The organism is Streptomyces sp. NPDC046197, from assembly GCF_040646295.1.
Classification (GTDB): Bacteria; Actinomycetota; Actinomycetes; order Streptomycetales; family Streptomycetaceae; genus Streptomyces.
The window spans coordinates 80,603-103,861 of record NZ_JBEYZY010000027.1; the positions used below are offsets into that span (position 1 = coordinate 80,603).

Annotated in this window: 15 protein-coding genes; 6 read left to right on the forward strand and 9 right to left on the reverse strand. The window is 73.1% G+C overall.

The window, feature by feature from the left end; translation table 11 throughout:
• Positions 1-123 precede the first annotated feature (123 nt).
• Positions 124-1,068 carry an aldo/keto reductase gene (locus AB0A61_RS30400; RefSeq protein WP_361299196.1) on the forward strand — a complete coding sequence of 315 codons (945 nt, stop codon included), beginning with the start codon at positions 124-126 and terminating at the stop codon, positions 1,066-1,068.
• Between the two features lie 93 nt (positions 1,069-1,161).
• Here AB0A61_RS30400 and AB0A61_RS30405 read toward each other — a convergent pair whose 3' ends face one another.
• The 4 genes from AB0A61_RS30405 to AB0A61_RS30420 all read right to left on the reverse strand — a co-directional run bounded on the left by AB0A61_RS30405 (position 1,162) and on the right by AB0A61_RS30420 (position 6,400).
• The gene (locus tag AB0A61_RS30405) at positions 1,162-2,553 is read right to left on the reverse strand and encodes a PrsW family intramembrane metalloprotease (protein WP_361299199.1); all 1,392 of its coding nucleotides are present in this window, start codon (positions 2,551-2,553) and stop codon (positions 1,162-1,164) included.
• A gap of 60 nt (positions 2,554-2,613) precedes the next feature.
• Positions 2,614-3,504: a tRNA (guanosine(46)-N7)-methyltransferase TrmB gene (trmB, locus tag AB0A61_RS30410; RefSeq protein WP_361299202.1), complete on the reverse strand. Its 891-nt coding sequence runs from the start codon at positions 3,502-3,504 to the stop codon at positions 2,614-2,616.
• Positions 3,505-3,653: 149 nt separating this feature from the next.
• Positions 3,654-4,895, reverse strand: coding sequence for an L-2-hydroxyglutarate oxidase (gene lhgO / locus AB0A61_RS30415; protein WP_361299205.1), 1,242 nt, complete (start codon positions 4,893-4,895; stop codon positions 3,654-3,656).
• Between the two features lie 80 nt (positions 4,896-4,975).
• The gene (locus tag AB0A61_RS30420) at positions 4,976-6,400 is read right to left on the reverse strand and encodes an MFS transporter (RefSeq protein WP_361299208.1); all 1,425 of its coding nucleotides are present in this window, start codon (positions 6,398-6,400) and stop codon (positions 4,976-4,978) included.
• Positions 6,401-7,104: 704 nt separating this feature from the next.
• Between AB0A61_RS30420 and AB0A61_RS30425 the strand changes: the two genes are divergently transcribed.
• The gene (locus AB0A61_RS30425) at positions 7,105-9,183 is read left to right on the forward strand and encodes an asparagine synthase-related protein (RefSeq protein ID WP_361299211.1); all 2,079 of its coding nucleotides are present in this window, start codon (positions 7,105-7,107) and stop codon (positions 9,181-9,183) included.
• Between the two features lie 136 nt (positions 9,184-9,319).
• Here the strand turns inward: AB0A61_RS30425 and AB0A61_RS30430 are convergent, their stop codons facing one another.
• Together AB0A61_RS30430 and AB0A61_RS30435 are read right to left on the reverse strand one after the other, a co-directional pair.
• Entirely contained in the window at positions 9,320-9,658 is a 339-nt protein-coding gene (locus AB0A61_RS30430; protein ID WP_361299214.1) for a transcriptional regulator, read from the reverse strand.
• Positions 9,659-9,664: 6 nt separating this feature from the next.
• A complete protein-coding gene (locus AB0A61_RS30435) occupies positions 9,665-10,087 on the reverse strand; it encodes a hypothetical protein (RefSeq protein WP_361299217.1) in 423 nt (140 codons plus the stop codon).
• 149 nt (positions 10,088-10,236) lie between these two features.
• Between AB0A61_RS30435 and AB0A61_RS30440 the strand changes: the two genes are divergently transcribed.
• The gene (locus tag AB0A61_RS30440) at positions 10,237-13,656 is read left to right on the forward strand and encodes a BTAD domain-containing putative transcriptional regulator (RefSeq protein WP_361299220.1); all 3,420 of its coding nucleotides are present in this window, start codon (positions 10,237-10,239) and stop codon (positions 13,654-13,656) included.
• A 4-nt stretch (positions 13,657-13,660) separates the two neighbouring features.
• Here AB0A61_RS30440 and AB0A61_RS30445 read toward each other — a convergent pair whose 3' ends face one another.
• Both AB0A61_RS30445 and AB0A61_RS30450 read right to left on the reverse strand, forming a co-directional pair.
• Positions 13,661-15,880, reverse strand: coding sequence for a sigma-70 family RNA polymerase sigma factor (locus tag AB0A61_RS30445; protein ID WP_361299223.1), 2,220 nt, complete (start codon positions 15,878-15,880; stop codon positions 13,661-13,663).
• A 289-nt stretch (positions 15,881-16,169) separates the two neighbouring features.
• Positions 16,170-16,961: a helix-turn-helix domain-containing protein gene (locus AB0A61_RS30450; RefSeq protein WP_361299226.1), complete on the reverse strand. Its 792-nt coding sequence runs from the start codon at positions 16,959-16,961 to the stop codon at positions 16,170-16,172.
• A 397-nt stretch (positions 16,962-17,358) separates the two neighbouring features.
• On the opposite strand from AB0A61_RS30450, the gene AB0A61_RS30455 reads away from it, so the two are divergent.
• Positions 17,359-18,735: an NAD(P)/FAD-dependent oxidoreductase gene (locus AB0A61_RS30455; RefSeq protein ID WP_361299229.1), complete on the forward strand. Its 1,377-nt coding sequence runs from the start codon at positions 17,359-17,361 to the stop codon at positions 18,733-18,735.
• Positions 18,736-18,973: 238 nt separating this feature from the next.
• Positions 18,974-20,680 carry a SpoIIE family protein phosphatase gene (locus AB0A61_RS30460; RefSeq protein ID WP_361299232.1) on the forward strand — a complete coding sequence of 569 codons (1,707 nt, stop codon included), beginning with the start codon at positions 18,974-18,976 and terminating at the stop codon, positions 20,678-20,680.
• 95 nt (positions 20,681-20,775) lie between these two features.
• Here the strand turns inward: AB0A61_RS30460 and AB0A61_RS30465 are convergent, their stop codons facing one another.
• A complete protein-coding gene (locus tag AB0A61_RS30465) occupies positions 20,776-22,038 on the reverse strand; it encodes an MFS transporter (protein ID WP_361299256.1) in 1,263 nt (420 codons plus the stop codon).
• A gap of 164 nt (positions 22,039-22,202) precedes the next feature.
• Here AB0A61_RS30465 and AB0A61_RS30470 point away from each other — a divergent pair, with 164 nt between their 5' ends.
• Positions 22,203-22,754 (forward strand): MarR family transcriptional regulator, encoded by a 552-nt coding sequence (locus AB0A61_RS30470; protein ID WP_361299235.1) that lies wholly within the window; start codon positions 22,203-22,205, stop codon positions 22,752-22,754.
• Positions 22,755-23,259: the final 505 nt, after the last annotated feature.

Here is a 23,259-nt window from a genome sequence, read left to right on the forward strand (position 1 = left end):
CTCCCCTGTTCCCCGGCGGTTCTGGCGGCGTCCCCCCGACGTCAGGGCTGCCGGTCAGGTGTTTGCGCATCCTTTGCGGCCGGTGTGGAATGAGTCACTCCGTTCAGCGGGTTGATGCTGGACATGACTTCTCCACGCAAGCTGGGCTCGTCCGACCTCGAAGTCTTCCCGCTCGCGCTCGGCGGCAACGTCTTCGGCTGGACCGCGGACGAGGCGCAGTCCTTCGCCGTCCTGGACGCGTACGCGGCCGCCGGCGGCAACTTCGTCGACACCGCGGACTCCTACTCGGCCTGGATCGAGGGGAACGAGGGCGGCGAGTCCGAGACGCTCATCGGCAAATGGCTCAAGGCGCGCGGGAACCGCTCCGACGTCGTCGTCGCGACCAAGGTCAGCCAGCACCCGGCGTACCCGGGCCTGAGCGCCGCCAACATCAAGGCCGCGGCCGACGCCTCCCTCAGGCGCCTGGACACCGACTACATCGACCTCTACTACACCCACTTCGACAAGCCCGAAGTGCCGGTGGAGGAGATCATCGGCGCGCTGGACGAGCTGGTGAGGGCCGGCAAGGTCCGGCACATCGCCGCCTCCAACATCTCCGCCGAGCGGCTGCGGGCATCCCTGGACTTCTCCGAGCGCGAGGGTCTCGCCCGGTACGTGGCGCTCGAGCCGCACTACAACCTGGTCTCGCGGGACACCTACGAGGGCGAGCTGCAGCACCTCGCCGAGCGCGCGGGCCTGGCCGCCGTGCCGTACTTCGCCCTGGCCTCCGGCTTCCTGACCGGCAAGTACCGGCCGGGTGCGACGGTGGACAGCGCGCGGGCCGGGGGCGCCGCCAAGCACCTGCGGACCGAGCGGGGCCAGAAGGTCCTCGCGGCCCTCGACGAGGTCGCCCGGGCTCATGACGCCGAGGTCGCCACGGTGGCCCTGGCCTGGCTCGCCGCGCAGCCGACGGTGGTGGCCCCGATCGCCTCGGCCCGCACGGTGGAACAGCTCCCGGCGCTGGTGGCGGTGGCGGACCTGCGCCTGACGGACGAGGAGCTCCGGAAGCTGACGGAGGCGTCGGCGTAGTCGTCTCCTGGCAGCAGTTTCAGCCGTGTTCAGCCGTGTTCAGCTGTTCTCGGCTGCTTCGGCTGCTTCAGCTCTTTCCCCGGTGCGGAACCCCTATGGCTGGGTCCGGTAGGGGTTGTACGCGGGATACGGCACCGCCGCCCCGTACGGCGCCTGGCCCGGGGCCTGCCCCTGCGCCCCGTACACCCCGTGGCCGGAGCCCGGCGGCTGCCCGTACGCGCCGTACGCCCCGTACACCGGCCACGGCGGCGCGGCCACCGGCACGGGCCGGGCCGTCATCCGCGCCGCGTGGTCCAGCGCGGGCCGCGCCACCTCCCGTCGCCGCCACAGTTCGTGCAGCAGCTCCTGTTCCCGTACGACGAAGTCGGCGCCGGCCCGTCCCCGGCGCCCCCGGTGCCGCAGGAAGGCCAGGGAGGTCGCGTACGCCTCGTACTGGGCGACCGCCCGTGCCGCCGCCTTCCCGGCGTGGTGGCGGGCGTGGTCCCGGGCGAGCCGGCGGGCCCGCATGGAACCGAGGGCGAACGGCTCGGACGGCGCCAGCCACCCGGCGGCGGCGTAGGCGGGCAGCTCCTCGCGGACGGTCCGCAGCTCCCGCTGCCGGGTCCAGATGACCAGCCAGGTGAGCAGCCCGAACGCGGGGAGCATGAAGGCCGCGTAGACGGCGAAGAAGCCGTACTCGCCGAACGAGGACGAGCCGTTCCAGGTCGCGTGCATGCCCATCGCGAGCAGCAGGCCGGACGGCGGCAGCAGCACGCGGCGCAGGTGCTGGCGGTCGCCGGAGAGCGCGGCGATGCCGAAGCCGATGCCGGTGAGGACGGTGAACAGCGGGTGCGCGAACGGCGACATGACGATGCGCACGAAGAAGGTGGCCGCGGTGACGGAGGCGATGCCCCCGTCACCGTTGAGCTGGTCGGTGCCGAAGGCGGTGCCCAGGTAGAGGATGTTCTCGGTGAACGCGAAGCCGGTGGCGGTCACGCCGGCTATGACGACACCGTCGACGATGCCGGTGAAGTCACGCCTGCGGAAGAGGAAGATCAGTAAAACGGCGGCGGCCTTCGCGGACTCCTCCACGATCGGGGCTATCACCGTCGCGCCGAGGGTGTCGGCACTGGAGGGGTCGGCGGTGGCCGTCGCTATCCATTTCGTCGCGAAGCTGTTGGCGACGATCGCTATCAGCGCCGCCGCGCAGGCGCCCCAGGCGAAGGCGAACAGCATGTTCCGCCAGGGGCCGGGCTCGACCCGGTCCAGCCACCGGAAGGCGGCTATGAGCAGCGGTACGGGCAGGACGGCCAGTCCCAGCCCCACCAGGAAGCCCTCGGTGCCGGTCTGTTCGCGGACGATGGCCAGGATGACCAGCCCGGAGAGCGCGAGCAGGGTGCTCAGCGCGCCGTAACGGACCCATCTGCGCTGCCACCAGTGCGCGTGCCGCGGCCGGCCGCCGGCAGGTCCGCTGGGGTGGGTCGGGTACGGGGGAGGGGTGGCCACGGCATTGACCCTAACGAGGGAGGGCGCCGCCCGCGACGGGGCCTCGGGCGACGGGGCGCGTCAGTTGCTGTCGGGGCGCTCGGTGGGGGGCTGGTCCGACGGTCGCTCCTGGTGCTGGTCTTCGTGCTGTACGCGGCGGAAGAGCAGATCGTTCACCACATGACCCTTCTCCAGTCCCTGGCCCTCGAAACGGGTCAGCGGCCGGAAGTCGGGCCGGGGCGCGAACCCGCCGTCGGGCTGCGTGTTCTCGAAGTCCGGGTGCGCCGTCAGTACGTCGAGCATCTGTTCGGCGTACGGCTCCCAGTCGGTCGCGCAGTGCACGACCGCCCCGGGCCGGAGCCGGGATGCGGCCAGCGTCAGGAACTCCGGCTGGATCAGCCGCCGCTTGTGGTGCCGCTTCTTGGGCCAGGGGTCGGGGAAGTAGACGCGCAGCCCGTCCAGGGCGTCGGGGCGGAGCATCTCGCGCAGCAGGATGATGGCGTCGCCGTTGCCGACCCGGATGTTGCCGAGCCCGTTGCGGTCGGCGAGGCCCAGCAGATTGCCCTGGCCCGGGGTGTGCACGTCGACGGCGAGGATGTTGGTGCCCGGGTCCGCGGCCGCCATCAGCGCGGTGGCCTCGCCCATGCCGAACCCGATCTCCAGCACGACGGGGTTCGGGTTGCCGAACAGCTCGGCGAGGTCGATCACCCGCTGTCCGTCGATGTCCAGTCCCCACTGGGACCACAGCCGCTGCAACGCGTCCGCCTGCCCCGCCGTCACCCGGCTCCGTCGCGGCTGGAAGCTGCGGATCCGCCGTTCGAAGTGCGACCCGGCCGGATCGGCCCTGGGCCCGTCGGGAAAGCGCGGCTCGCCCTTGCTCCGGGTGTGCCGGACGGACACACCGGGGGCGTGGCGGGGCTGCCCGCCGGGGGCGGGCTGCGGGGCTTCGGGGGTGTTCAGGGAGTTCCACACAGTGGGTCGATTTTACGGCGTGCGCAGCCGCGAGCCGTCGTGCCACTTCCCGGCCGACGGGCAGTGATGCGGTCGCCGCGGGCTCGGCGCGTTGTGAACCGCCGTCGCGCACCGGTGATGCAGCACGCGAACCTCCCTCGCCGCAGCTGTCACACGGAGCCGAGCGCGGCCAGCGCCCGGCGTGCCACCTCCCGGCCGATCGGCAGTGATGCGGTCGCCGCGGGGCTCGGCGCGTTCAGTACGTGTACCGCCCGCGCACCCTCCCTGATCAGGAAGTCGTCCACCAGCGTCCCGTCCCGCAGGACGGCCTGCGCCCGCACCCCCGCGGCCGCCGGCACCAGGTCGTCGGCCGTCACGGCCGGCAGCAGCCTGCGTACCGCCTGTGTGAACGCCGCCTTCGACACCGAGCGCCGCAGCTCCCCGGTCCCGTACCGCCAGTGGCGGCGCGCGATCCGCCACGCGCCCGGCCAGCTCAGTGTCGTCGCCAGCTCCCCGGGCCGGACGACTCCCCAGCCGTACCCCTCGCGGGCCAGCGCCGGTACCGCGTTGGGCCCGATGTGCACGCCACCGTCGATCCCGCGCGTGAGATGCACCCCGAGGAACGGAAACGCCGGGTCCGGCACCGGATAGACCAGCCCCCGCACCAGCTCCGGCCGCGCCAGCTCGTAGTACTCGCCCCGGAAGGGCACGATCCGCATCCCGGGTTCGTCCCCGGTCAGCCGGGCCACCTCGTCGCAGTACAGCCCGGCGCAGTTGACCAGCACCCGCCCGCGCACGACGTCACCCCGCGCCGTGCGGACGGCCACCCCCAGCTCCGGGCGCCGGTCCACCCGTACCACCCGCGCCCCGTACCGGATCTCCGCTCCCGACGCGTTCGCCAGCTGCCGGGCGACCCCCACGAAGTCGCAGACGCCGGTCGTGCCGACGTGGATCGCGGCCACTCCGCGCACCTCGGGCTCGTGCTCGGCGATCTGGGCGGCGCCCAGTTCCCGGACCGGAATGCCGTTCTCCCGGCCGCGCTGCACGAGCCCGTGCAGGCGGGGCAGCTCCTCCCGCTCGGTGGCGACGATCAGCTTGCCGGTGACGGCGTGCGCGATGCCGTACTCCGCGCAGAACTTGACCATCTCGGCGGCGCCCCGAACCGCGTACCGCGCCTTGAGCGAGCCGGGCCGGTAGTAGATGCCGCTGTGGATGACGCCGCTGTTGCGTCCCGTCTGGTGCCGGGCCGGGCCGGGCTCCTTCTCCAGCACCGTCACGCGCGTGCCCGGCGCGGCCCGCGTGATCGCGTACGCCGTCGACAGGCCGACGATCCCGCCCCCGATCACCAGCACGTCACAGTCGTAAGCGATCTCCGGCCGCACCTGCTCCACCTCCCGCCTTCGATAGTGCACTGCGCCACTGACAAGGCCTTCAAACCCCGCGCAGGAGTCGCGCCCCCAAGGGGTGTGAGGCGGTGTGGGGCGGTGTGGCGCTACGCGGGAGCGACCAGCAGTGGCCGCGCCCGCTCCCGCAGCTCCACCACGCGAGGTTCGTCGCCGTACGGCTCCAGCCGGTGCAGCAGGTCCTTGACGTATTCCGTGGTCCGCGCGGACGAGATGCGCCCGGCGACCTCCACCGCCCGTACGCCCTGCTCGCACGCCGCGTCGAGGTTGCCCGACTCCAGTTCGGCGACGGCCGAGACGACCAGCCTGAGACCGTGCGAGCGCACGAACTCCTCCGTCGGCTTCGACAGCGCCTGTTCGGTGAAGCGCCGGACCTGGCGCGGCGCCTTCAGGTCGCGGTAGCACTCGGCGGCGTCGGCGGCGAACCGGTCGTAGCCGTAGAAGCCCAGCCAGGACGGGTCGTTGTCGCCCTCGCGGGACCGCTCCAGCCAGCCCTCCGCCGCCTTGAGGGCCGCTCCGGCCGCCTGGGCGTCCCCCGCGCGCGCGTGCGCGCGTGCCTCGACGAGACGGAAGAAGCTCATGGTGCGGGCCGTGGCCAGGCCCCGGTTGCGCTCCACCGCGGCCTGCGCGAGGTCGACGCCCTCGTCACCGAAGCCGCGGTAGGTCGCCTGGAGGGACATGGACGCCAGGACGTACCCCCCGAGCGGGACGTCGGCGGCCGCGCGGGCCAGGCGCAGCGCCTGGATGTAGTAGCGCTGGGCGGCCTCCTGCTGGCCGGTGTCGAAGGCCATCCAGCCGGCCAGGCGGGTCAGCTCGGCGGCCGCTCCGAACAGCGCCCTGCCGACCTCGTCGGAGTACGAGCCGAGCAGCAGCGGCGCCGCCTCCACCCGCAGGCACTCGGGCACCATCGACGAACGCCAGTCGCCGCCTCCGTACTTGGAGTCCCAGCGCCTGGCGTCCTCCGCGGCCTCCCGCAGCTTCTGCACATCGCTGTGGCCGACTTTGATCGGTGCGCCGGAGCCCTCCGCGGAGTTCGCCTCGCGCGCCACCGAGCCGTCGGCCGGGGATATCAGCCACCGTGAGGCGGGCGTTGCGTATGCGCTCACTGCGAACGAGCCGGCCAGTGACTGCCAGATGCCGCCGGAGCCGGCCCGGCGGCCGGCGAGGTCCAGACGGTACAGCTCCGTCGCCGACCTGACCGCCTGACCGACGTCCCGGGGGAAGGCGAGGCCCACTTCGGGTGCGGGGTCCGCGTCCGCCAGACCGATCTCGTGGAGCGGTACCGGGCGGCCGAGCTTCTGACCGATGGCGGCCGCGATGAGGTGCGGCGCCGCGCCCTGCGGCACCATTCCCTTGGACACCCAGCGCGCCACCGAGGTCTTGTCGTAGCGAAGTGTCAACCCGCGTTGGGCGCCGAGGTCGTTGACGCGTCGCGCGAGCCCTGCGTTGCTGATTCCCGCGAGGGCGAGAACGGCGCCGAGCTTTTCGTTCGGCCCGCGTTGCTCCCTGGACATGCGCCACCCCTCGACACAGACGGCTGCTGCACTGGCATAACCATGCGGCATTCGTAAACCCAGCGTAGTTCGCCGCATCCCAAGCGTTAAGAGGCATTGTTCCGGATGGCGGGATTGTGGCCCGCACGGAAGTACGGCCCCTGCACGCAGGGTTGCGGCGCGCTCCCGACGTGTGGCTGTGCGCCCGCCCGTGCGCTCTTCTCCGGCCATCGGGGGAGCGGTTCCATGGTCCGCGTGGGTCGGCCCGCTGTACTGGATCCAGTGGGCTGGGGGACACCGCCGCCTCCATCCCCGCGGGCGGCGGAACGGTCCGGGAGGCGAACTCCGCCTCCCGGACTGTGCGTTGTCCGCGCGACGCGCGGATCGTGTACGGAGCGTGCGCACGCCTGCCCCTCCAACGCAGATTTGGCCGAAAATCGACCCCGCTTCCAGCCGCCAATTGCGGCCCTCACCATGGAACTTGACGGCGCTAAGGGTGTGGTGAGGAGCGCATCCGGGGGCGCATTCACGCCGCAGCGGCCTTTCCCGGTACGGGCGTTCGCCCTGCCGGTGGCCCCTGCCCGGGAACGTCCGGGCAGGCGCGCGGGGGCGCGCGCAGTGGATCGAAGACGGCTCCGCTTCCCCTCCGGCGCGCGTCCTTCGTGGCAGCATGGTGTCCCTGTTCGTACGGGTGCACTGGTTGTCCACAGCCTGTGGAGGCGTCGATGCGGTGGTTGGTGGGTTGGAGCAGCACCGCCGCGAGAGCCGCCGGGATCGGCTCCGCGGGCGCCACCGGATACGACGGGGAGACCCTGCATCCGGTGGGCTCCCAGCTTCTGTGGGGCGACCCCGATCCGCTGTGGGCGGTCGGCGACTGGCGGCCGGACGAGATCCGCCAGGTGAAGCTCGACGCACAGACCAGGATCGCGGTCCTCGGCACCTGCGGCGCCTCCGACGAGCAACTGCGCGTGGGACTGCTCGCCGCGCGCGGGGGCGCACTGCGGCACCTGACCGCCTGGCCCGGCAGCTACACCGCCGTCGTCCAGGTGGGCCGGCGCATCACCGTCTGCGGCGATCTCGCGGGCGCGCGGCCGGTGTTCTACACGCCCTGGGCCGACGGCACCGCCTACGCGACGGCCGCCCTGCCACTGGCCGACCTCATCGAGGCCAACCTCGACTTCGGGCACCTCGCCGCGCTGCTCGCCGCCCCCGACGTGCCGGCCGCCCTGCACGACTCCACGCCGTACGACGGCGTGCGGCGCATCCCGCCGGGGCACGCACTGATCCTGCGGGCCGGGGCGCGCGAGATCGCCGGGTACGAGCCGGTCGCCTCGCTCGCCGTGGCCGCGCCCCCGGCCGATCCGGACAGTGCCGTCGACGCCGTGCGGGACGCGCTGGTCGACGCCGTACGCACCCGGCTCTCCGCACCCCGGCACGTCCCGGACATCGATCCCGGGCCGGTACCGGGCATGGGCCCCGCCGAGCGCCGGGCCGCGCGCGGGATGCCGGTACCGGGAATCGGGGCCGACCTGTCCGGAGGGCCCGCCTCCGGAACGCTCGCCCTGCTGGCGGCCGGCCTGCCGGGCAATCCCGGCACCGTCCTGGGCCACGGCACGGGGGCGGGCGAGCGGCTGCTGGCCGTCACCTTCAACGACCTCGCCGTGGGCGGGCGCGAGGCCGAGCTGGAGCGCGCCGGTGCCCTCGCGGCCGGCCCCCGCCTGCATCACGTCGTGGTGACCGGGGCCGAGGAAGTGCTGCCGTACGCCGACCTGGAGGGACCGCTGACGGACGAGCCGGGGCCCTCGCTGGTGACGGCGGCCCGGCACCGCGCGCGACTGGCGTCGGGCAGCGCCGACCACTTCACCGGGTACGGCGCGCGCCAGGTCCTGGACGCGCATCCGGCGCGGCTGGCCGATCTGTTGATGGACCGCAAGCGGCGGCACCTCGTGCGTCCCGTCGCCGCGCTCGCCAGGGCCGACGGGTCGGTGATGGTCCCCGCGCGCGTGTACGGCGCTGCGCGGCGGCTGGCGCGGACGCCCTACCGCGCCGGTCTCGAACTGCTCGCCGAACGGCTGCTGCACCGCAACTTCGAGGAGCCCGGGGGCGCGGTGGGCGCGTCGCTGGCCGCGCTGACCTGGGCGAGACCCGGACCGGCGGCGCGCTGGCTGACGGGTGAGGCGCTGGCCGAAGTATCGGTTCGGCTGCAGGGTGCGACGAGCCGGTCGGGGGTGGGTCCGGGGCAGCGGCCGGGTGACCACCGCGCGCGTGCGGCACTGGCCCGGCACGCGGCGGACCTGCGGGTCCTGGAACAGGCCGCGGAGGTCCGCTCGCAGCGGCTGCACGCGCCGTTCCTGGACAACCAGGTCGTGCGCGCCTGCCGGGCACTGCCGGAGGCGCTGCGGGTGCAGCCTGGGGCTCGGGCGGAGATCCTCCGTACGGTGCTGGAGGGCGCCGGTGTGGGGGAGCTGCCGTCCGGCTGGGGTGCGCCCTCGCACGCGTCGGCCGCGGTCGCGGTCCGGACCGGGCTGCGGGTGGCCGGCGACTCCCTGACGGCCCTGTTCGCGACACCGCTGCTGGCCGAGGCCGGGCTGGTGGAGGCGCGGGTGGTGCGGAAGGCGCTGCGGGGGGCGGCCGAGGGAGAGCCGCTGCCGCTGGACGGCCTGGCCGACCTGGTGTCCCTGGAAGTGTGGCTGCGCCGGCTCCTGGCACGCCGGGGCACCTGCTGGACGGGCACACCCGCGCGCGCCCGCGCGGTCCCGGCGGGGATCGCACCGCAGAGGGGGGCGTTGGCCTCCGGCGGTTAGGTCGGTGGGGGCGCCTGGGGACGTGGGCGCCTGGGGACGTGGGCGTCTGGGGACGTGCGCGTCTGGTGGTGGGGTGTCTGCCGGTGTGGGTGCCTGTCGGTGCTGTGTGGCCGTCAGGTCTTCTGGTGCGCGGCCGTCAGAGCTTCGCTTCCCCTGCCGCGTCCTGATAGGCGGCGCCGTCGCGCCGGTTTCCCTCCACCAGTTCCCGTAGGGCCGCCAGGTGCCCCTCCAGCGCCGATCGTCCCTCGGCCGTCAACGACAGCCAGGTGCGCGGCCGCTTGCCCAGATACCCCTTGCGCGCCCGCACGTAGCCGACCGCCTCCAAAGCCGTCACCAGCTTCGACAGTGTGGGTGATGTCAGACCGCACTGCTCCTTGACCGCTCCGAACTCCGCCTCCGCACAGCCCGACAGGAACGCCACCACGGCGAGGCGCGTGGGGTGATGGATCTGCTCGTCAAGTCCTGGTTCGCTCATCTCGCGTCACACCCTGCCTGCGCGGGCCAGGCGGACCCACTCGTTCGCGCCCAGGCCGAGGCCGAACACGACGCAGGACCACGTTTCACCGGCCGCGGCGTCGACCAGCAGCGCCAGCACCACAACCAGGAGTGGAGGAACGGTGTTCTTCCATCGCCGGGCACGGTCCGCTCCCGCCGACCAGCCCATCACGCCGGTGCGTCGGCGGACCTGCACCACCAGGGTGACGCCGACCACCATCGCCGCGAGACCGGCCGCGATCAGCGCCCCCGCCGTCCCGCCGCCGCGCGAGGCCGCCCCGAGGGTGCACATGCCTGCCGCGAACAGGAGCCCCGCGGTCGGAGGCAGCCAGGCCGGAAGCGGCAGGTTGGCCGCGGCGCGTGAGGTGTCGGCCAGGTCGAGGGCCTTGCGGGCTTCCGCTGCGTCCATGATGTGTCCTCCCGTGTCAACTAGATGCGAGTCTGGCATGTGGTTTCCAGAGTGGCAACTAGTTTCCGTGGAACGCATTTTGGTGCGACGCGGCCGACTCTCGGCGAAACCCCCGTGCCCCGACCCCCGGCCCCGGTGAGAATGGGCCGGTGCGGTACGGAATCCTGGGCGTCACCCAGGGGCGGGACGAGGCGGGCGGTGTCATACCCGTCGGCGGACCGCGGCTGCGCGCGCTGCTCGCCGCCCTCGCCCTGCGGCCGGGCAGGGTCGCCTCGCCCGAGGCCCTGATCGACGAGGTGTGGGCAGACGATCCGCCGCAGGACGCCCCGGCCGCCCTCCAGGCCCTGGTCGGCAGGCTCCGTCGTACCGTCGGCAAGGACGCGATCGTCTCCGGGGCGGGGGGATACCGGCTCGCGGTGGACCGGGAAGACGTCGACTTCTTCGTGTTCGAACGGCTCGTACGCGACGGCACCGCCGCGCTCGACCGCGGCGACGCGTCCGGCGCGGTCGGCGTCCTCGACGCTGCGCTCGCCCTGTGGCGCGGCCCCGCCCTCGCCGACCTGCCCGACCGCGCCGCGGCCACCCGTCCCGAGGCTCTGCGCCTGGAGGCGGTCCGGGCCCGGGCCGAGGCGCGGGTCCGGCTGGGCCGTGCCCAGGAGGCGGTGCCGGAGCTGAGGGAACTCACCGCGGCCCATCCGTACGACGAACCCCTGCACGCCCTCCTCATCCGCGCCCTGCGCGACACCGGCCGCGGTGCCGACGCCCTCGCCGCCTACGAAGCCGCCCGCCGGGTCCTCGCCGATGGCCTGGGCATCGACCCGGGGCCCGAGCTGCGCGCTCTGCACGCCGAGTTGCTGGCGCCGACGGCATCGACGCCCCCCGGCCCCGGCGGCGCCGGTGGCTTCGAACACGGCAGGTCCGAACGGGGTGGCCCTGAACGCGGCAGGTCCGAACGGGGTGGCCCGGAACGCGGTGGCGTCGAACGTGGAGGTTTCGAACGCGGTGGCAACATCCGCCCCCGGCTTACCTCTTTCGTGGGGCGGGAACCCGAACTCGCCGCCATTCGTTCCGACATGCAAAGGGCCCGTCTCGTCACCCTCGTCGGACCGGGCGGCTCCGGAAAGACCCGCCTGGCCGAGGAAGCCGCCGCCGGGCTTCCGCAGGCATGGCTGGCCGAGCTGGCGCCGCTCGACCGGCCGGAGGCGGTGCCGGGCGCGGTGGTCAGTGCCCTCGGTCTGCGTGAGACCCTGCTGATCACCAACGACCTGGCGACCCCGCAGGGCGACCCGGTCGCCCTGCTCGTCGAGTACTGCGCCCAGCGCAGCCTGCTCCTGATCCTTGACAACTGCGAACATGTCATCGAAGCGGCCGCCACTCTCGCCGAGACGCTCCTCACCCGCTGCCCGGGGCTCACCATCCTGGCCACCAGCCGGGAACCCCTGGGCGTGCCCGGCGAGTCGGTCCGTCCGGTCGATCCCCTGCTCCCCGAGCAGGCGCACCTCCTGTTCACCGAGCGCGCCGCCGCCGTCCGTCCCGACGCGGACGACGCGCTCGGCGACAAGGAGGCGGTGGCGGAGATCTGCCGGCGCCTGGACGGCCTGCCCCTCGCCATCGAGCTGGCCGCCGCCCGGCTTCGGCTGCTCACACCCCGCCAGATCGCCGACCGGCTCGACGACCGCTTCCGCCTGCTCACCTCCGGCAGTCGTACGGTCCTGCCCCGCCAGCAGACCCTGCGTGCGGTCGTCGACTGGTCCTGGGACCTGCTCGACGAGCGGGAGCGGACGGTGCTGCGCGAAGCGTCCGTCTTCGCGGGCGGCTGGGACCTCACCGCCGCGGAGACCGTGTGCACCGGCCCCGCGGCCGACCTCGTCGGAGCGCTCGTCGACAAGTCCCTGATCGTGGCGACCCCCGCCGACGGCGAGGGCGGCATGCGGTACCGGATGCTGGAGACCATCCACGAGTACGCGGTCGCGCGCGCCGCCGAGGTCCCCGAGCTGCGCGCCGCCGCCGAACAACGGCACCGCGCATGGGTGCGCGCGCTCGTCGAGGAGGCCGATCCGCTGCTCCGGTCCGCCGGGCAACTGCCCTGGATCGCCCGCCTGGAGACCGAGCTGGACAACATCCGCGCGGCCCTCGATCGTGCCCTGGCGTCCGGCGACGAACCGATGGCGACCGGACTCGCCCTGGCCATGGGCTGGTTCTGGTGGCTGCGCAACTACCGCCGGGAAGCGACGGAGTGGGTCCAGCGCGTCCTGTGCCTGGGTGCCGTCCTCGACGGACTCGCCGGGCGGACCCCGCCGGGCCGCGCCGGATTCCTGCCCCTGCTCGACGCCGTCGATCCGGTGGATGCCTTCCTGGACGCTCCGGACGAGGAGACGCGCCATCCGCTGCACACCCCGCGCATGGACCTGCGGATGCTGCACCTGTTCCTGGTCTCCGAGTCCGAGCCGACGGAGCTGCTGCGGGAAGAGCGGTTCGCGTCCTACATCGCCCGGGTGCGGGCCGCCTTCGAGGGCGGCGGTCCGTGCTCGGCCCGGATGCCGGGCCTCGTCTGGCCGCTGACCGCCATCTTCCAGGGCCGTCCGGACGGCGTCCGGGCCGCCCTGGACGCCGCCCTTGCCAACTGCCGTGCCCACGGCGGTGACTGGGAGGTCGGCGTGACCCTGATGTTCCGCGCGCACATGGTCGTCGACTCACCCGGCAACCTGCGGGGCGTCGACGACGACCTGGTGGAGCTGCGCAGGCTCAGCCGGAGGGTCGGCGACCGCTGGATGGGGGCGCAGGTGTGCAGCGCGGCCGGTGAGGCGGCCATGGCGCGCGGCCGGTTCGAGGAGGCGCGGGACGAGTACGAGGAGGCGCTCCGGCTGGCCCACGAGGTGGGCGCGCACGCCGAGGCGCCCTTCCTGCTCGCCCGGCTGGCCGAGATCGCCTACCGTTCCGGCGATCGGGCCCGTGCCCTGGTCACCCTGGACGAGGCGAGCGAGGCGGACGAGCGCTGTGGAGTGACGGACTCGCGGGCGTTCATCCTGTTGCTGCGGGCACAGATCGCCCTGCACGACGGGGACGTCGCCACCGCGCGCACCCTGTGCGAGAGGGCCTGGGCGGAGACGGAGCGAGGCACGGCGCCCCCACAGTTCCGGGCGATGCTGAGCGCGATCGACGCCCTCGTCACAGTCGGCGAGTCCGGTCCCGCGCACGGGCTGCCGCTGCTGGCGGACGCGTTGCGCGACGCGGTGGAGCAGCGGTGCTCGGAGGTGGTCACGGCGTCGCTGGTGGACATGGCGGCCGAGCCGCTGGCCCGGCTCGGTGACCTGCCGCGCGCGGTCCGCCTGCTCGCCGCCGCCGACCGCTGGCGCGACGACCGTCCCCGACCCATGCCGGAGCGCGCGAGCGCGGAACGCGTCGAAGCAGCCGCCCGCGCGGTCCTTCCCGCCGCCCGCTACACAGCCGAGCGCGCCCGCGGCGCGGCTCTCACCGTGGAGGAGGTCCTGGCCGAGTTCGCGGAGGCCACGCGGGCCCACCCCGCCGGACCGGTGGCGGCCCGCCCCGGCCGAACCACGGGCAGGTGAACGCCTACGCACAGGTGAACGTCGAGTCCGCCCAGTCCGCGAGCGTCACGGTGTCGAAGGCACGGTGCGGCTCGACGACCAGGCGTACGGTCCTGCGGCCGACGAGGCCGACATGGACGGGGACGGCCGGATCGCCGTCCGCGAGCGTCCCGGAACGCCACAGCCGGACCCCGTCCGCGTACACCGAGAAGGTGACCCTGCCGGGCCCTGCCGTCAGATCGTCGACGCCGACCCGGGAGCCGTAGGCGTAGCACGTGCGGTTGAGGTCGATGGTGACGGAGGACCGGCCCTGGACCGTCATGCCGTGCGCGTACCGCTTGCCCGCGACCGACGGGCCGTAGCGCTGCCACACCCAGCCGCTCGACCCGATCCGGATCTCGGGACCGGTGCCGTCGCCGATGAGGTCGTAGGCCGGCTCGCCCCACCGGTGGCCGACCGGTGCGGGTTGCGGGGGAGGTGGCTTTCGACTCGGGGTGGGCGTGAGGCTGGACGGAGGAGTCGGGGGCGGGGTGGGCTGCGGTGCGGGTTGTGGTGCGGTTTGCGGTGCCGAAGCCGGTGACGGCGACGATGCGGGAGCCGTCGTGGGGGTCGGCGCAGGGGTTCGTGTGGGAGCCGGCTTGGCCGCGACGAGGCCCACCGGCGGCTTCGGGGCGGGTTTCCTCCTCGGCGGCGCGGGCGTCGGAGGGTGCGGCTTGACGACCGGGGAGGAGGACGGCGGCGGGGCGGCCTCCGGCTTCGTGCCCGTGCTGTGCTGACCGGCCAGCACCAGCGCGACCGTCGCGGCGGCAGCGGCGACGACACCGGCCGCGATGCCGGCCTTGACCGTGACACCGAGCCCCTCGGAGACCACCGCGCCGCCACCGGCGCCCGTCCCGCCAAATGCCCCGCCCCCGGGCGCGGCGGTCGCACCCGCGGTACCCGCCGCACAGGCACTCGCCGCACCGGCTCCGCCGGCCGATCCGCTTCCGGTCGCCGCCGCAGCACCCGCAGCACCTGCCGCACCGGCCCCTCCGGCGATGATGCCGAGGACCTTGGCGTATCCGGCGGCGCCGAACCAGCCGATGACGGCGACCGGTACGACGGCGGGGATACCGTTCGCGACCTCCTCGATCTCGATCGCCGCCAGCCGGCACCTGGCGCACTCCTCCAGGTGCTTGCGCAGACCCCGCTCCGCGCGGGTACGCAGCCGGCGCCGTGCGTAGGTGCCGAGCTGGTCGGCGTAGCGGGCGCACTCCTCGTCGCGGGTGAGGGTGGCGCTGACGTGGGCCTGGAGGTACGCCTGCCGCAGGCCCTCCCGGGCGCGGCTGGCGAGGACGCGCGTGCCGTTGGCGTCGAGCCCGAAGAGGGTGGCGACCTCGCTCGGCGACTCGTCCTCGACCTCGGTGTGCCACAGCACGGCCTGCCAGCGCTCGGGCAGCGAGCGGAAGGCCTGCATGGCCAGGGACTGGTCGGCCTGGTGCAGCGCCCGCACGTCCGCGCCGAGGTCCAGTGCGCCGTCGTCCGGCACGGCGGAGCCACGCACGGCCCGGTCCGCGAACACCGCGAAGTCGTCGACCAGTTGCTCGCGCCTGGCGGTCTTCGTCCAGTGCGCGGCGACGCGCCGGACGGTGGTCAGCAGATACGCGCGTACCGCGTGCTCGGGGCCGGAGCCGCCGCGCACGGCCTGCAGCGTGCGGGCGAAGACCTCGGCGGTGAGGTCGTCGGCGGTGTGGGCGTCGCGGCAGCAGGTGCGCGCGTACCGGCGCACGGCATCGGCATGGCGCCGGTACAGCTCCTCGTACGCCGTGTCGTCGCCCTGGCGCATCCACCCGACCAACTCGGCGTCGGACGGCGGCAACTCCGTGACGGACGGCAGCACCCCGCCCTCCCACGACCCACCCTGCGCCGAAACGGAACCCTGCCGGGGAGTACCACCGTGCGCCGAAGCGCCACCACGCCGCGAAGCCCCGCCCTGTGTGGATGCCCCGCCCTGTGTGGGAAGGCCGCCCTGTGTGGATGCCCCGCCCTGTGTGGGAACGCCGCCCTGTGTGGATGCCCCGCCCTGTGTGGGAACGCCCCCCCGCGTCGGACCCTCGCCGGCCCCGGAGACGCCCTCCCCGGCTGCCATGTCGCCCCGTAGGCCGCCGACCGGTCCGCTCTGGGTCGGCACCCGTGGTGGGCGCGGTACCTCCACGCCGGCCGTCTCGCCGTCCCCGGGTGACTCGTCGCGCCCGTCATCGCTCATCGCGCAAAGCCCCCGCCACCAGCCCAGCCGACCCGATTCACCGGGCCAGACTGGCACAGGGAATCCGGTCGAGCCTGGCCCGCTCGGATCATCCACTCGTTCGTGGGCACTTGTCGCGACGAAGGACGTGCGTTCACCCGTACGGGGCATGCGCAACGGGCTTCGCGTCGACATGTGTTGCCCGAAGCAGCCGCGCCGCCCCGGTGTCCGGCCGGGCGCGGGTGGCGCAGCACCCGGCCCTGCCGTCACCTCCTCCAGGCCGTCCCGGACGGAACCGGACCGTCACGGTTCACATCGGCCGGGACCGCAGCCCCTCCAGCAGGATGTCCAGTAGCCGCGCCGAGGCGGCCGCCTGCTGGGCCGCGTCCGGCAGCGACGGCGCCGCCGTGGCGATGACCAGCAGCACGTCCGACACCGACACGTCCGGCCGCAGTTCGCCCGCCGCCCGCGCCCGATCCACGAGCCGGCCCACGACGTCGAGCAGCGCCGCCACGCCCGCGTCGTCCTCGGCCGCGTCCGACGCGCTCGCCGCGCTGTCGTCGGACACCAGCCGCAGCTCCCCCGCCGAGCCCGGTTGCGTACGCTGCTGCGGCACCCGCGCCGCGTCCGGCCCCCGGCCGTCGGCCGGGTCGTCCGCGACTCCGACCCGCAGCACCTGCGGCGGCAGCAGCCGCCCGGCGCCGGAGGCGACCGACGTCCGCAGGAAGCGCGACAGCGCCGACCACGGCTCGTCCTCCTGACCGAGGGCGGCCCGCGCCTGGTCGGTCAGCCGGGAGGTCTCCTCCTCGGCAATGCGCCGCACCAGGACGTCCTTGCTCGGAAAGCGCCGGTACACCGTGCCCACGCCGACCCGCGCGCGCCGCGCCACGTCCTCCATGGGAGCCCCGTACCCCAGCTCGCCGAAGACCTCGCGCGCCGCCCGCAGCACATGCTCCAGATTGCGCTGTGCGTCCACGCGCAGCGGGGACGTCCGGACCGCCCGGGGCTCGTCCCCGCGCCCGCTGCTCCCCGCCCCGCTCATCGCCCCGCCACCGGGTGCGATGGCGGACGCGGTCGACCAATGAGTGTCCTGAATGTGCATAGATGATCCCCCGGTAATGACGTCTCCCCCCGGAGACACTCCCCGCCACTGAAATCCGGGGTGCGCGGAACAGGCGTCGTGCACGACCGAGCCCGCCCCTGAGATCCGGTGAGACCTCGCGGACCCGTTCGACCTCGTCCCCTACACCCCGTCGACACACGAACATAGTTGAGAGGGGGTCAATTCAGAAGGGGCAGGTTCCGCACGGAGCGCCCCCCGATCGGAGTACGGGCCGTATACGTCCGGATTGCGCCCCCTTCGGCACTCCGGCTCACCCACGCTGACCTGCGCGCCTGGCGCGCACTCCGGCAATTCGGCCAACCCGGCGCGGCCCCGGCTCACGGTCACACAAATGGTCGGGGCTGTGGACAAACGCCGGAGCCGGGTGCGTCATGGGATGGTGAAGGAACGTGCGCGCATTCTCGTTGTCGGCGGCGGCTACGTCGGGATGTACACGGCCCTGCGTCTGCAGCGGACGATGAAACAGGAGCTGAGGCGGGGCGAGGTCGAGATCACGGTCGTCACGCCCGACCCCTACATGACGTACCAGCCGTTTCTCCCCGAGGCCGCGGCCGGGGCGATTTCCCCTCGTCATGTCGTCGTACCGCTGCGCCGAGTCCTGGACCAGTGCCGCATCATCGTCGGCGAGGCGACGTCCATCGACCACGCGCACCGCACGGCGACCCTCAGCACCCTCGCCACCGAGGAGAGAGGGGGCGCCGAGAAGCTGACGTACGACGAACTCGTGCTGGCCCCCGGCTCGGTCTCCCGCACACTGCCCATCCCCGGCCTCGTCGACTACGGCATCGGTTTCAAGACCGTCGAGGAGGCCATCGGCCTGCGCAACCACGTCCTCGAGCAGATGGACATCGCCTCCTCCACCCGCGACCCCGCGGTCCGTGACGCGGCCCTCACCTTCGTCTTCGTCGGCGGCGGGTACGCCGGCGTGGAGGCGCTGGGCGAGCTGGAGGACATGGCCCGCTACGCCTCGCGCTACTACCACAACGTCAAACCCGAGGACATGAAATGGCTCCTCGTCGAGGCCTCGGACCGCATCCTGCCCGAGGTCGGCGAGGAGATGGGCCGCTACACGGTCACCGAACTGCGCCGCCGCAACATCCAGGTCCTGCTGGGCACCCGCCTCGAATCCTGCGCCGACCGGGTCGCCGTTCTCAGCGACGGGCAACGCTTCCCGACCCGCACGGTCGTGTGGACCGCCGGCGTCAAACCGCATCCCGTCCTCGCCGCCAGCGACCTGCCGCTCAACGGCCGCGGCCGCCTGAAGTGCACCGCCGAGCTGACCATCGACGGCGTCGAGCACGCCTGGGCCGCGGGCGACGCCGCCGCCGTCCCCGACGTCACCGCCTCGGAACCCGGCAAGGAGACCGCCCCCAACGCCCAGCACGCGGTCCGCCAGGCCAAGGTCCTCGGCGACAACATCGCCCACTCCCTGCGCGGCGAACCCCTGGAGACGTACGCGCACAAGTACGCCGGCTCGGTCGCCTCCCTCGGACTGCACAAGGGCGTGGCCCAGGTCTACGGGCGCAAGCTGAAGGGCTACCCCGCGTGGTTCATGCACCGCACCTACCACCTCAGCAGGGTGCCGACCTTCAACCGCAAGGCCCGCGTGCTGGCCGAATGGACGCTGGCGGGCCTCTTCAAACGGGAGATCGTCTCCCTCGGTTCGCTCGAACATCCCCGGGCGGAGTTCGAACTCGCGGCCGGTGGAAAGCATCCTCTCGACCCCCACATGAACCCGAAGGGGTCGTCCTGACCGGACCGGGGAACTCCGCCGGACGCCCCGGCGTCTGACGGATGTCCGCGCGGTCTGCCACCCTGCCAGACTGGTCCACGACTGTGGGCGGGCAGCCGCTCGCCCACGAGCACCCACGACGCTTTCCCGCTGTGCTGCCCTCCCCGGTGCAGTAAGAATGTGCGGTCACCGCCGCGCGGCCCCAGATCCCCGGCCGGGCCCGGAGCTGGCCTGAGACGACGACACGAGGCAAGGATTCGTGAACTTCACGCGCTGGAGCGCCCGGCTCCCCGGAACGCAGCGCCGCGCCGCAGCGCGGACCGATCTCGCGGCCTCCCCGGACCGGCGGGGCGAAGGCTCCGTACCCGCGGCCCGAATCGGACAACCGGCCGGCGACGAGCCGGCGTCCGTACCCGCGGTCGACGAACTTCCCGCACGCGAGGTCCTCGACCGCGTCCCGGCCCTCGTCGCCCTGGTCAACGGCCCCGACCACCGCATCGCCTACCTCAACGACGCCTACGTCACGGCCTTCGGCCCCCGCCCGCTCGGCGAACCCGCCCGCGAGACCCTCCCGGAGCTGCGCGAACTGGGCCTGCTCCCGCTCCTCGACCAGGTCCTGCGCAGTGGCAGACCCCGCACGCTGAAGTCCCGCAAGGCCCCTGACGGGCGTTCGTACACCTTCACCTGCACACCGGTCGCCGAAGCCCGGGGCGACGGCCGGGGCCGCCCCGGGACCGACGGCCGAGGCTCCGGCGGCTCCGGCGTGCTCGTCTTCGCCACCGACGTCACCGACCACGCGGAGGCCGCCGAACGCCTGCGCGCCAGCGAGCGACGGCAGCGCGAGACGGCGGTCACCCTTCAGCGGTCCCTCCTTCCGCAGGTGCTGGAGCAGCCCGACGACCTGCGCATCGCCGCCACCTACCACCCCGGCGGCACGGAGGCCGCGGTCGGCGGCGACTGGTACGACGTGATCACCCTCGGCGGCGGCCGTACGGCGCTGGTCATCGGCGACGTGATGGGCAGGGGCGTGCGCGCGGCGGCGGTCATGGGCCAACTGCGCACCGCGGTACGCGCCTACGCCCGTCTGGACCTACCCCCGCACGAAATCCTCCAGCTCCTCGACGGTCTCGCCGCGGAGATCGACGCCAACCAGATCGCCACCTGTGTCTACGCCATCCACGACCCCAACGAGGGCCGCCTGGTGTACGCCTCCGCCGGCCACCTGCCGATCCTGGTCCGCGACGAGACCGGCACGGTGCGGCGCGCCGACGAGCCCACCGGCCCGCCGCTCGGTACCGGTGGCTGGATGCACGCCTCGGGCTCGGTCCCGCTGAGCCCGGGCTCCACCGCGGTCCTGTACACGGACGGCCTGGTGGAACGCCGGGACGAGGACCTGGACGAGGGCATCGCGGCCCTGGAACGGGCCCTGGCCGGCGCCACCGGCAGTCCCCAGGTGATCTGCGACCGCCTGGTCCGGTCGGCGGGCGTACGCGCGGACCACGACGACGACGTGGCCGTCCTGGTCCTGCAGCACCCCGCCCGTACCGGCCCGGACGGCGAGCTGTTCCGCAACGCGGCGCTGGAACTCCTCGGGGGAGTGGAAGCGGCGCCACGCGCGCGTGCCTTCGCCTCCGGCGTCCTGACGAGCTGGCGGTTCCCGGTCGACCTGCACGACCTGGGCGTCCTGGCGGCGAGCGAACTCGTCGCCAACTCCCTCCAGCACGGCACCCCGCCGATGCGACTGCGCCTGAGGCGCACCGACCGCCGCCTGATCATCGAGGTCACCGACGGCGACGACCACCTGCCCAGGCGGCGCCGAGCGGAACCCAGCGACGAGTCGGGGCGGGGCATCGCGATCGTGGCGACCATCGCCTCCCACTGGGGCTCGCGGCGGACGCCCGGGGGCGGAAAGGCGGTGTGGTGCGAGTTCGCGCTGCCGCAGCTGAGCGACGCCGACCGGCGCTGAGCGGGTGAGGCCATCTCTCACCGGTCCCGTCACACGGCCGGCCGCCACCGAAGGCGAGGGCCGGCCGAACCCGGCGGCTCACGCCCGCGCAGGGCTCACGCCTCCGAGGAAACCGGCTCCGCGGCCGCACCGCCCCGAGCCACCACGCGGCTGCGGGCCGCCCACGGATGATCCTGTACGGCGGTGAGCCGCCGCCCCAGCCGCAGTGCCAGCACGGTGATCCCCAGCGAGAACAGCAGGAACGTCACGACATACGGCGCGGGCAGCGAGGCCCCCATGGGCCCGCCCAGCGCCGGCCCGATCGCCAGCGCGAGCTGCTTCACCAGGGCGAAGGCCGAGTTGTACTGCCCGGCCATCCCGGCCGGCGCGAGATCGGCCACCAGCGGCGCCACGGTCGGCGACAGCATCGCCTCCCCGAGCCCGAACAGGGCGTACGTCGACACGAACGCGGCCGTTGCCATCGTCCGGCTGCCGTGCCCGAGCCCGGCGTACGCGGCCGCGCCCCAGGCCACGGCCCAGATGAGACCGACGGCCGCGATCACCCGGGTCCGCCTGCGCCGCTCGACGAACCTCAGCACGGCGAACTGCGCCACCACGATCATCAGCGTGTTCGCTGCCAGCGCCGTGCCCAGCGCGGACGTGGAGATCCCGGCGGCCTCCACGCCGTACGCGCTCAGCCCCGACTCGAACTGTCCGTAGCAGGCGAAGAAGAGCACGAAGCCCAGCACACACAGCTGCACCATGGCCCGGTTCCCGAGCAGCTGCTTCCAGCCGCCCTTCGACGAGCCCGTCGGTGCGTCCTCGATGCGCGGCGAGTGCGGCATCCGCACCGTCGACAGGACCACGACCAGCAGCAGGAACACCGCGGCCTCGATCGCGAACAGCAGCGTGAAGGAGGAGACCCGGCTGATGTCCACGAGGTGACCGCCGATGAGGCCGCCGACGCCGAGCCCCAGGTTCTGCAGGAAGAACTGCAGCGCGAAGGCCCGCGACCGGGTCTCGGCCGTCGAGCACTCCACGATCAACGTCGCCAGCGCCGGCTGCATCACGGCCTGTCCGGCCCCCAGCGCCGCCGCCGACAGCAGCACGGTCGCGGAGCCGGCCGCCAGGCCCAGGCTCAGCGCTCCCAGCGCGGCGGTGACCAGGGCGGCGAGCAGGACCGGCAGCGGGCCGCGGCGCACGATCGCCCGGCCGGCGAACGGCAGCACGAGCAGCGCGGCCACGGCGAAGACGGCGAGGACCAGCCCCGCCGTCATGGCGCCCAGTCCCCGCACCTGCGCCACATAGACGTACAGGTAGGGGACGGTGAAGCCGAGCCCGAACGCGCTGAGTGCGTTGCCCACGTGGATCCGGCGCATCGCCGCGCCCATCGCCCTGGTCACGTTCACCTCTCTCAGGTAGGAGGGTCAGTAGTTGGAGAGCCTCAGCACTTAGAACCGAAGACTTCGAAGCTAAACTTCGAAGGTAAACAGTACACATGGAAGGACTTCAATGCCAAGCGGGCTCGTGCGATACTGCGGAGATGGGCGACACACCCGGCAGCCTCGGTGAGCCGACACTCGAAGAGCAGATCGCCGCCTACCAGCGCGAGTTCCGGGACCTCGACCCCCAGGTCGAGAAGATCGTCTCGGCGCTGTCCCGTCTGAACCGCCGGATGAACGTCGCCTACGGCCGCCAGACCGCCGCGCTCGGCATCAGCAACGCGGAGTGGGAGGTCCTCAAGGTCCTGGTCCTCTCCGGCGCCCCCTACCGGATGGGTCCGAGCGACCTCGCCAAGCGGCTCGGCCTCACGCCCGCGGCGATGACCCACCGCATTGACCGCATGGTGGCCGAGGGGCTGGTCACCCGGGAGCGCGACGAGTCCAACCGCGTTCGGGTGATCGTGGAGCTGACGCCGGAGGGCCGCGAGAAGTGGCTGGAGGCCATGCGCCTGGCGTCGGTCTTCGAAGAGGAGCTGCTGCAGGACCTGTCCCCGGAGGACCGCACGGTCCTCGGCGAGGCCCTGACCAGGCTCCTGCGCAGGGTGGAACACGCCCAGCCCGACGCCGGCGGGCGCCTCAGCGACCTCGACTAAAAAATCTTGACAGCGACCGCTTGACACCCCTCTGACGGATCCGTAAAGTTCTTCGGGTTGCCACGGAGCCGTAACGACGCCGTGACGGCACTTCCGCCGCAACAGCGGCACTCAAACCATCAGTACGACCTCCCGAACGGGCGGTATTCGGCGTTGCCCGAATTCCATTCGCACGGGACTCAGCGATCTTGACCGGATCCGCAAGGGCCGATTGGGAATCACCGAGAGAATCCGCTAGGGTTTGAGACGTCGGAACGGCCCAACGGCCGGGAAGGCAAACCCCGCTGACCGGGGGTCAGGTCGAAAATACGATCTGATAGAGTCGGAACCGCCGGAAAGGGAAACGCGGAAGCGGGAACCTGGAAAGCGCCGAGGAAATCGGATCGAGAAAAGATCTGATAGAGTCGGAAACACCGAAGGGAAGCGCCCGGAGGAAAGCCCGAGAGGGTGAGTACGAAGGAAGCGTCCGTTCCTTGAGAACTCAACAGCGTGCCAAAAATCAACG

Coding starts and splice junctions, on each gene's coding strand:
- AB0A61_RS30400 (WP_361299196.1), top strand. CDS start 124: ATGACTTCTCCACGCAAGCTGGGCTCGTCCGACCTCGAAGTCTTCCCG.
- AB0A61_RS30420 (WP_361299208.1), bottom strand. CDS start 6,400: ATGTCCAGGGAGCAACGCGGGCCGAACGAAAAGCTCGGCGCCGTTCTC.
- AB0A61_RS30425 (WP_361299211.1), top strand. CDS start 7,105: ATGCGGTGGTTGGTGGGTTGGAGCAGCACCGCCGCGAGAGCCGCCGGG.
- AB0A61_RS30430 (WP_361299214.1), bottom strand. CDS start 9,658: ATGAGCGAACCAGGACTTGACGAGCAGATCCATCACCCCACGCGCCTC.
- AB0A61_RS30435 (WP_361299217.1), bottom strand. CDS start 10,087: ATGGACGCAGCGGAAGCCCGCAAGGCCCTCGACCTGGCCGACACCTCA.
- AB0A61_RS30445 (WP_361299223.1), bottom strand. CDS start 15,880: ATGAGCGATGACGGGCGCGACGAGTCACCCGGGGACGGCGAGACGGCC.
- AB0A61_RS30450 (WP_361299226.1), bottom strand. CDS start 16,961: ATGCACATTCAGGACACTCATTGGTCGACCGCGTCCGCCATCGCACCC.
- AB0A61_RS30455 (WP_361299229.1), top strand. CDS start 17,359: ATGGTGAAGGAACGTGCGCGCATTCTCGTTGTCGGCGGCGGCTACGTC.
- AB0A61_RS30465 (WP_361299256.1), bottom strand. CDS start 22,038: ATGCGCCGGATCCACGTGGGCAACGCACTCAGCGCGTTCGGGCTCGGC.
- AB0A61_RS30470 (WP_361299235.1), top strand. CDS start 22,203: ATGGGCGACACACCCGGCAGCCTCGGTGAGCCGACACTCGAAGAGCAG.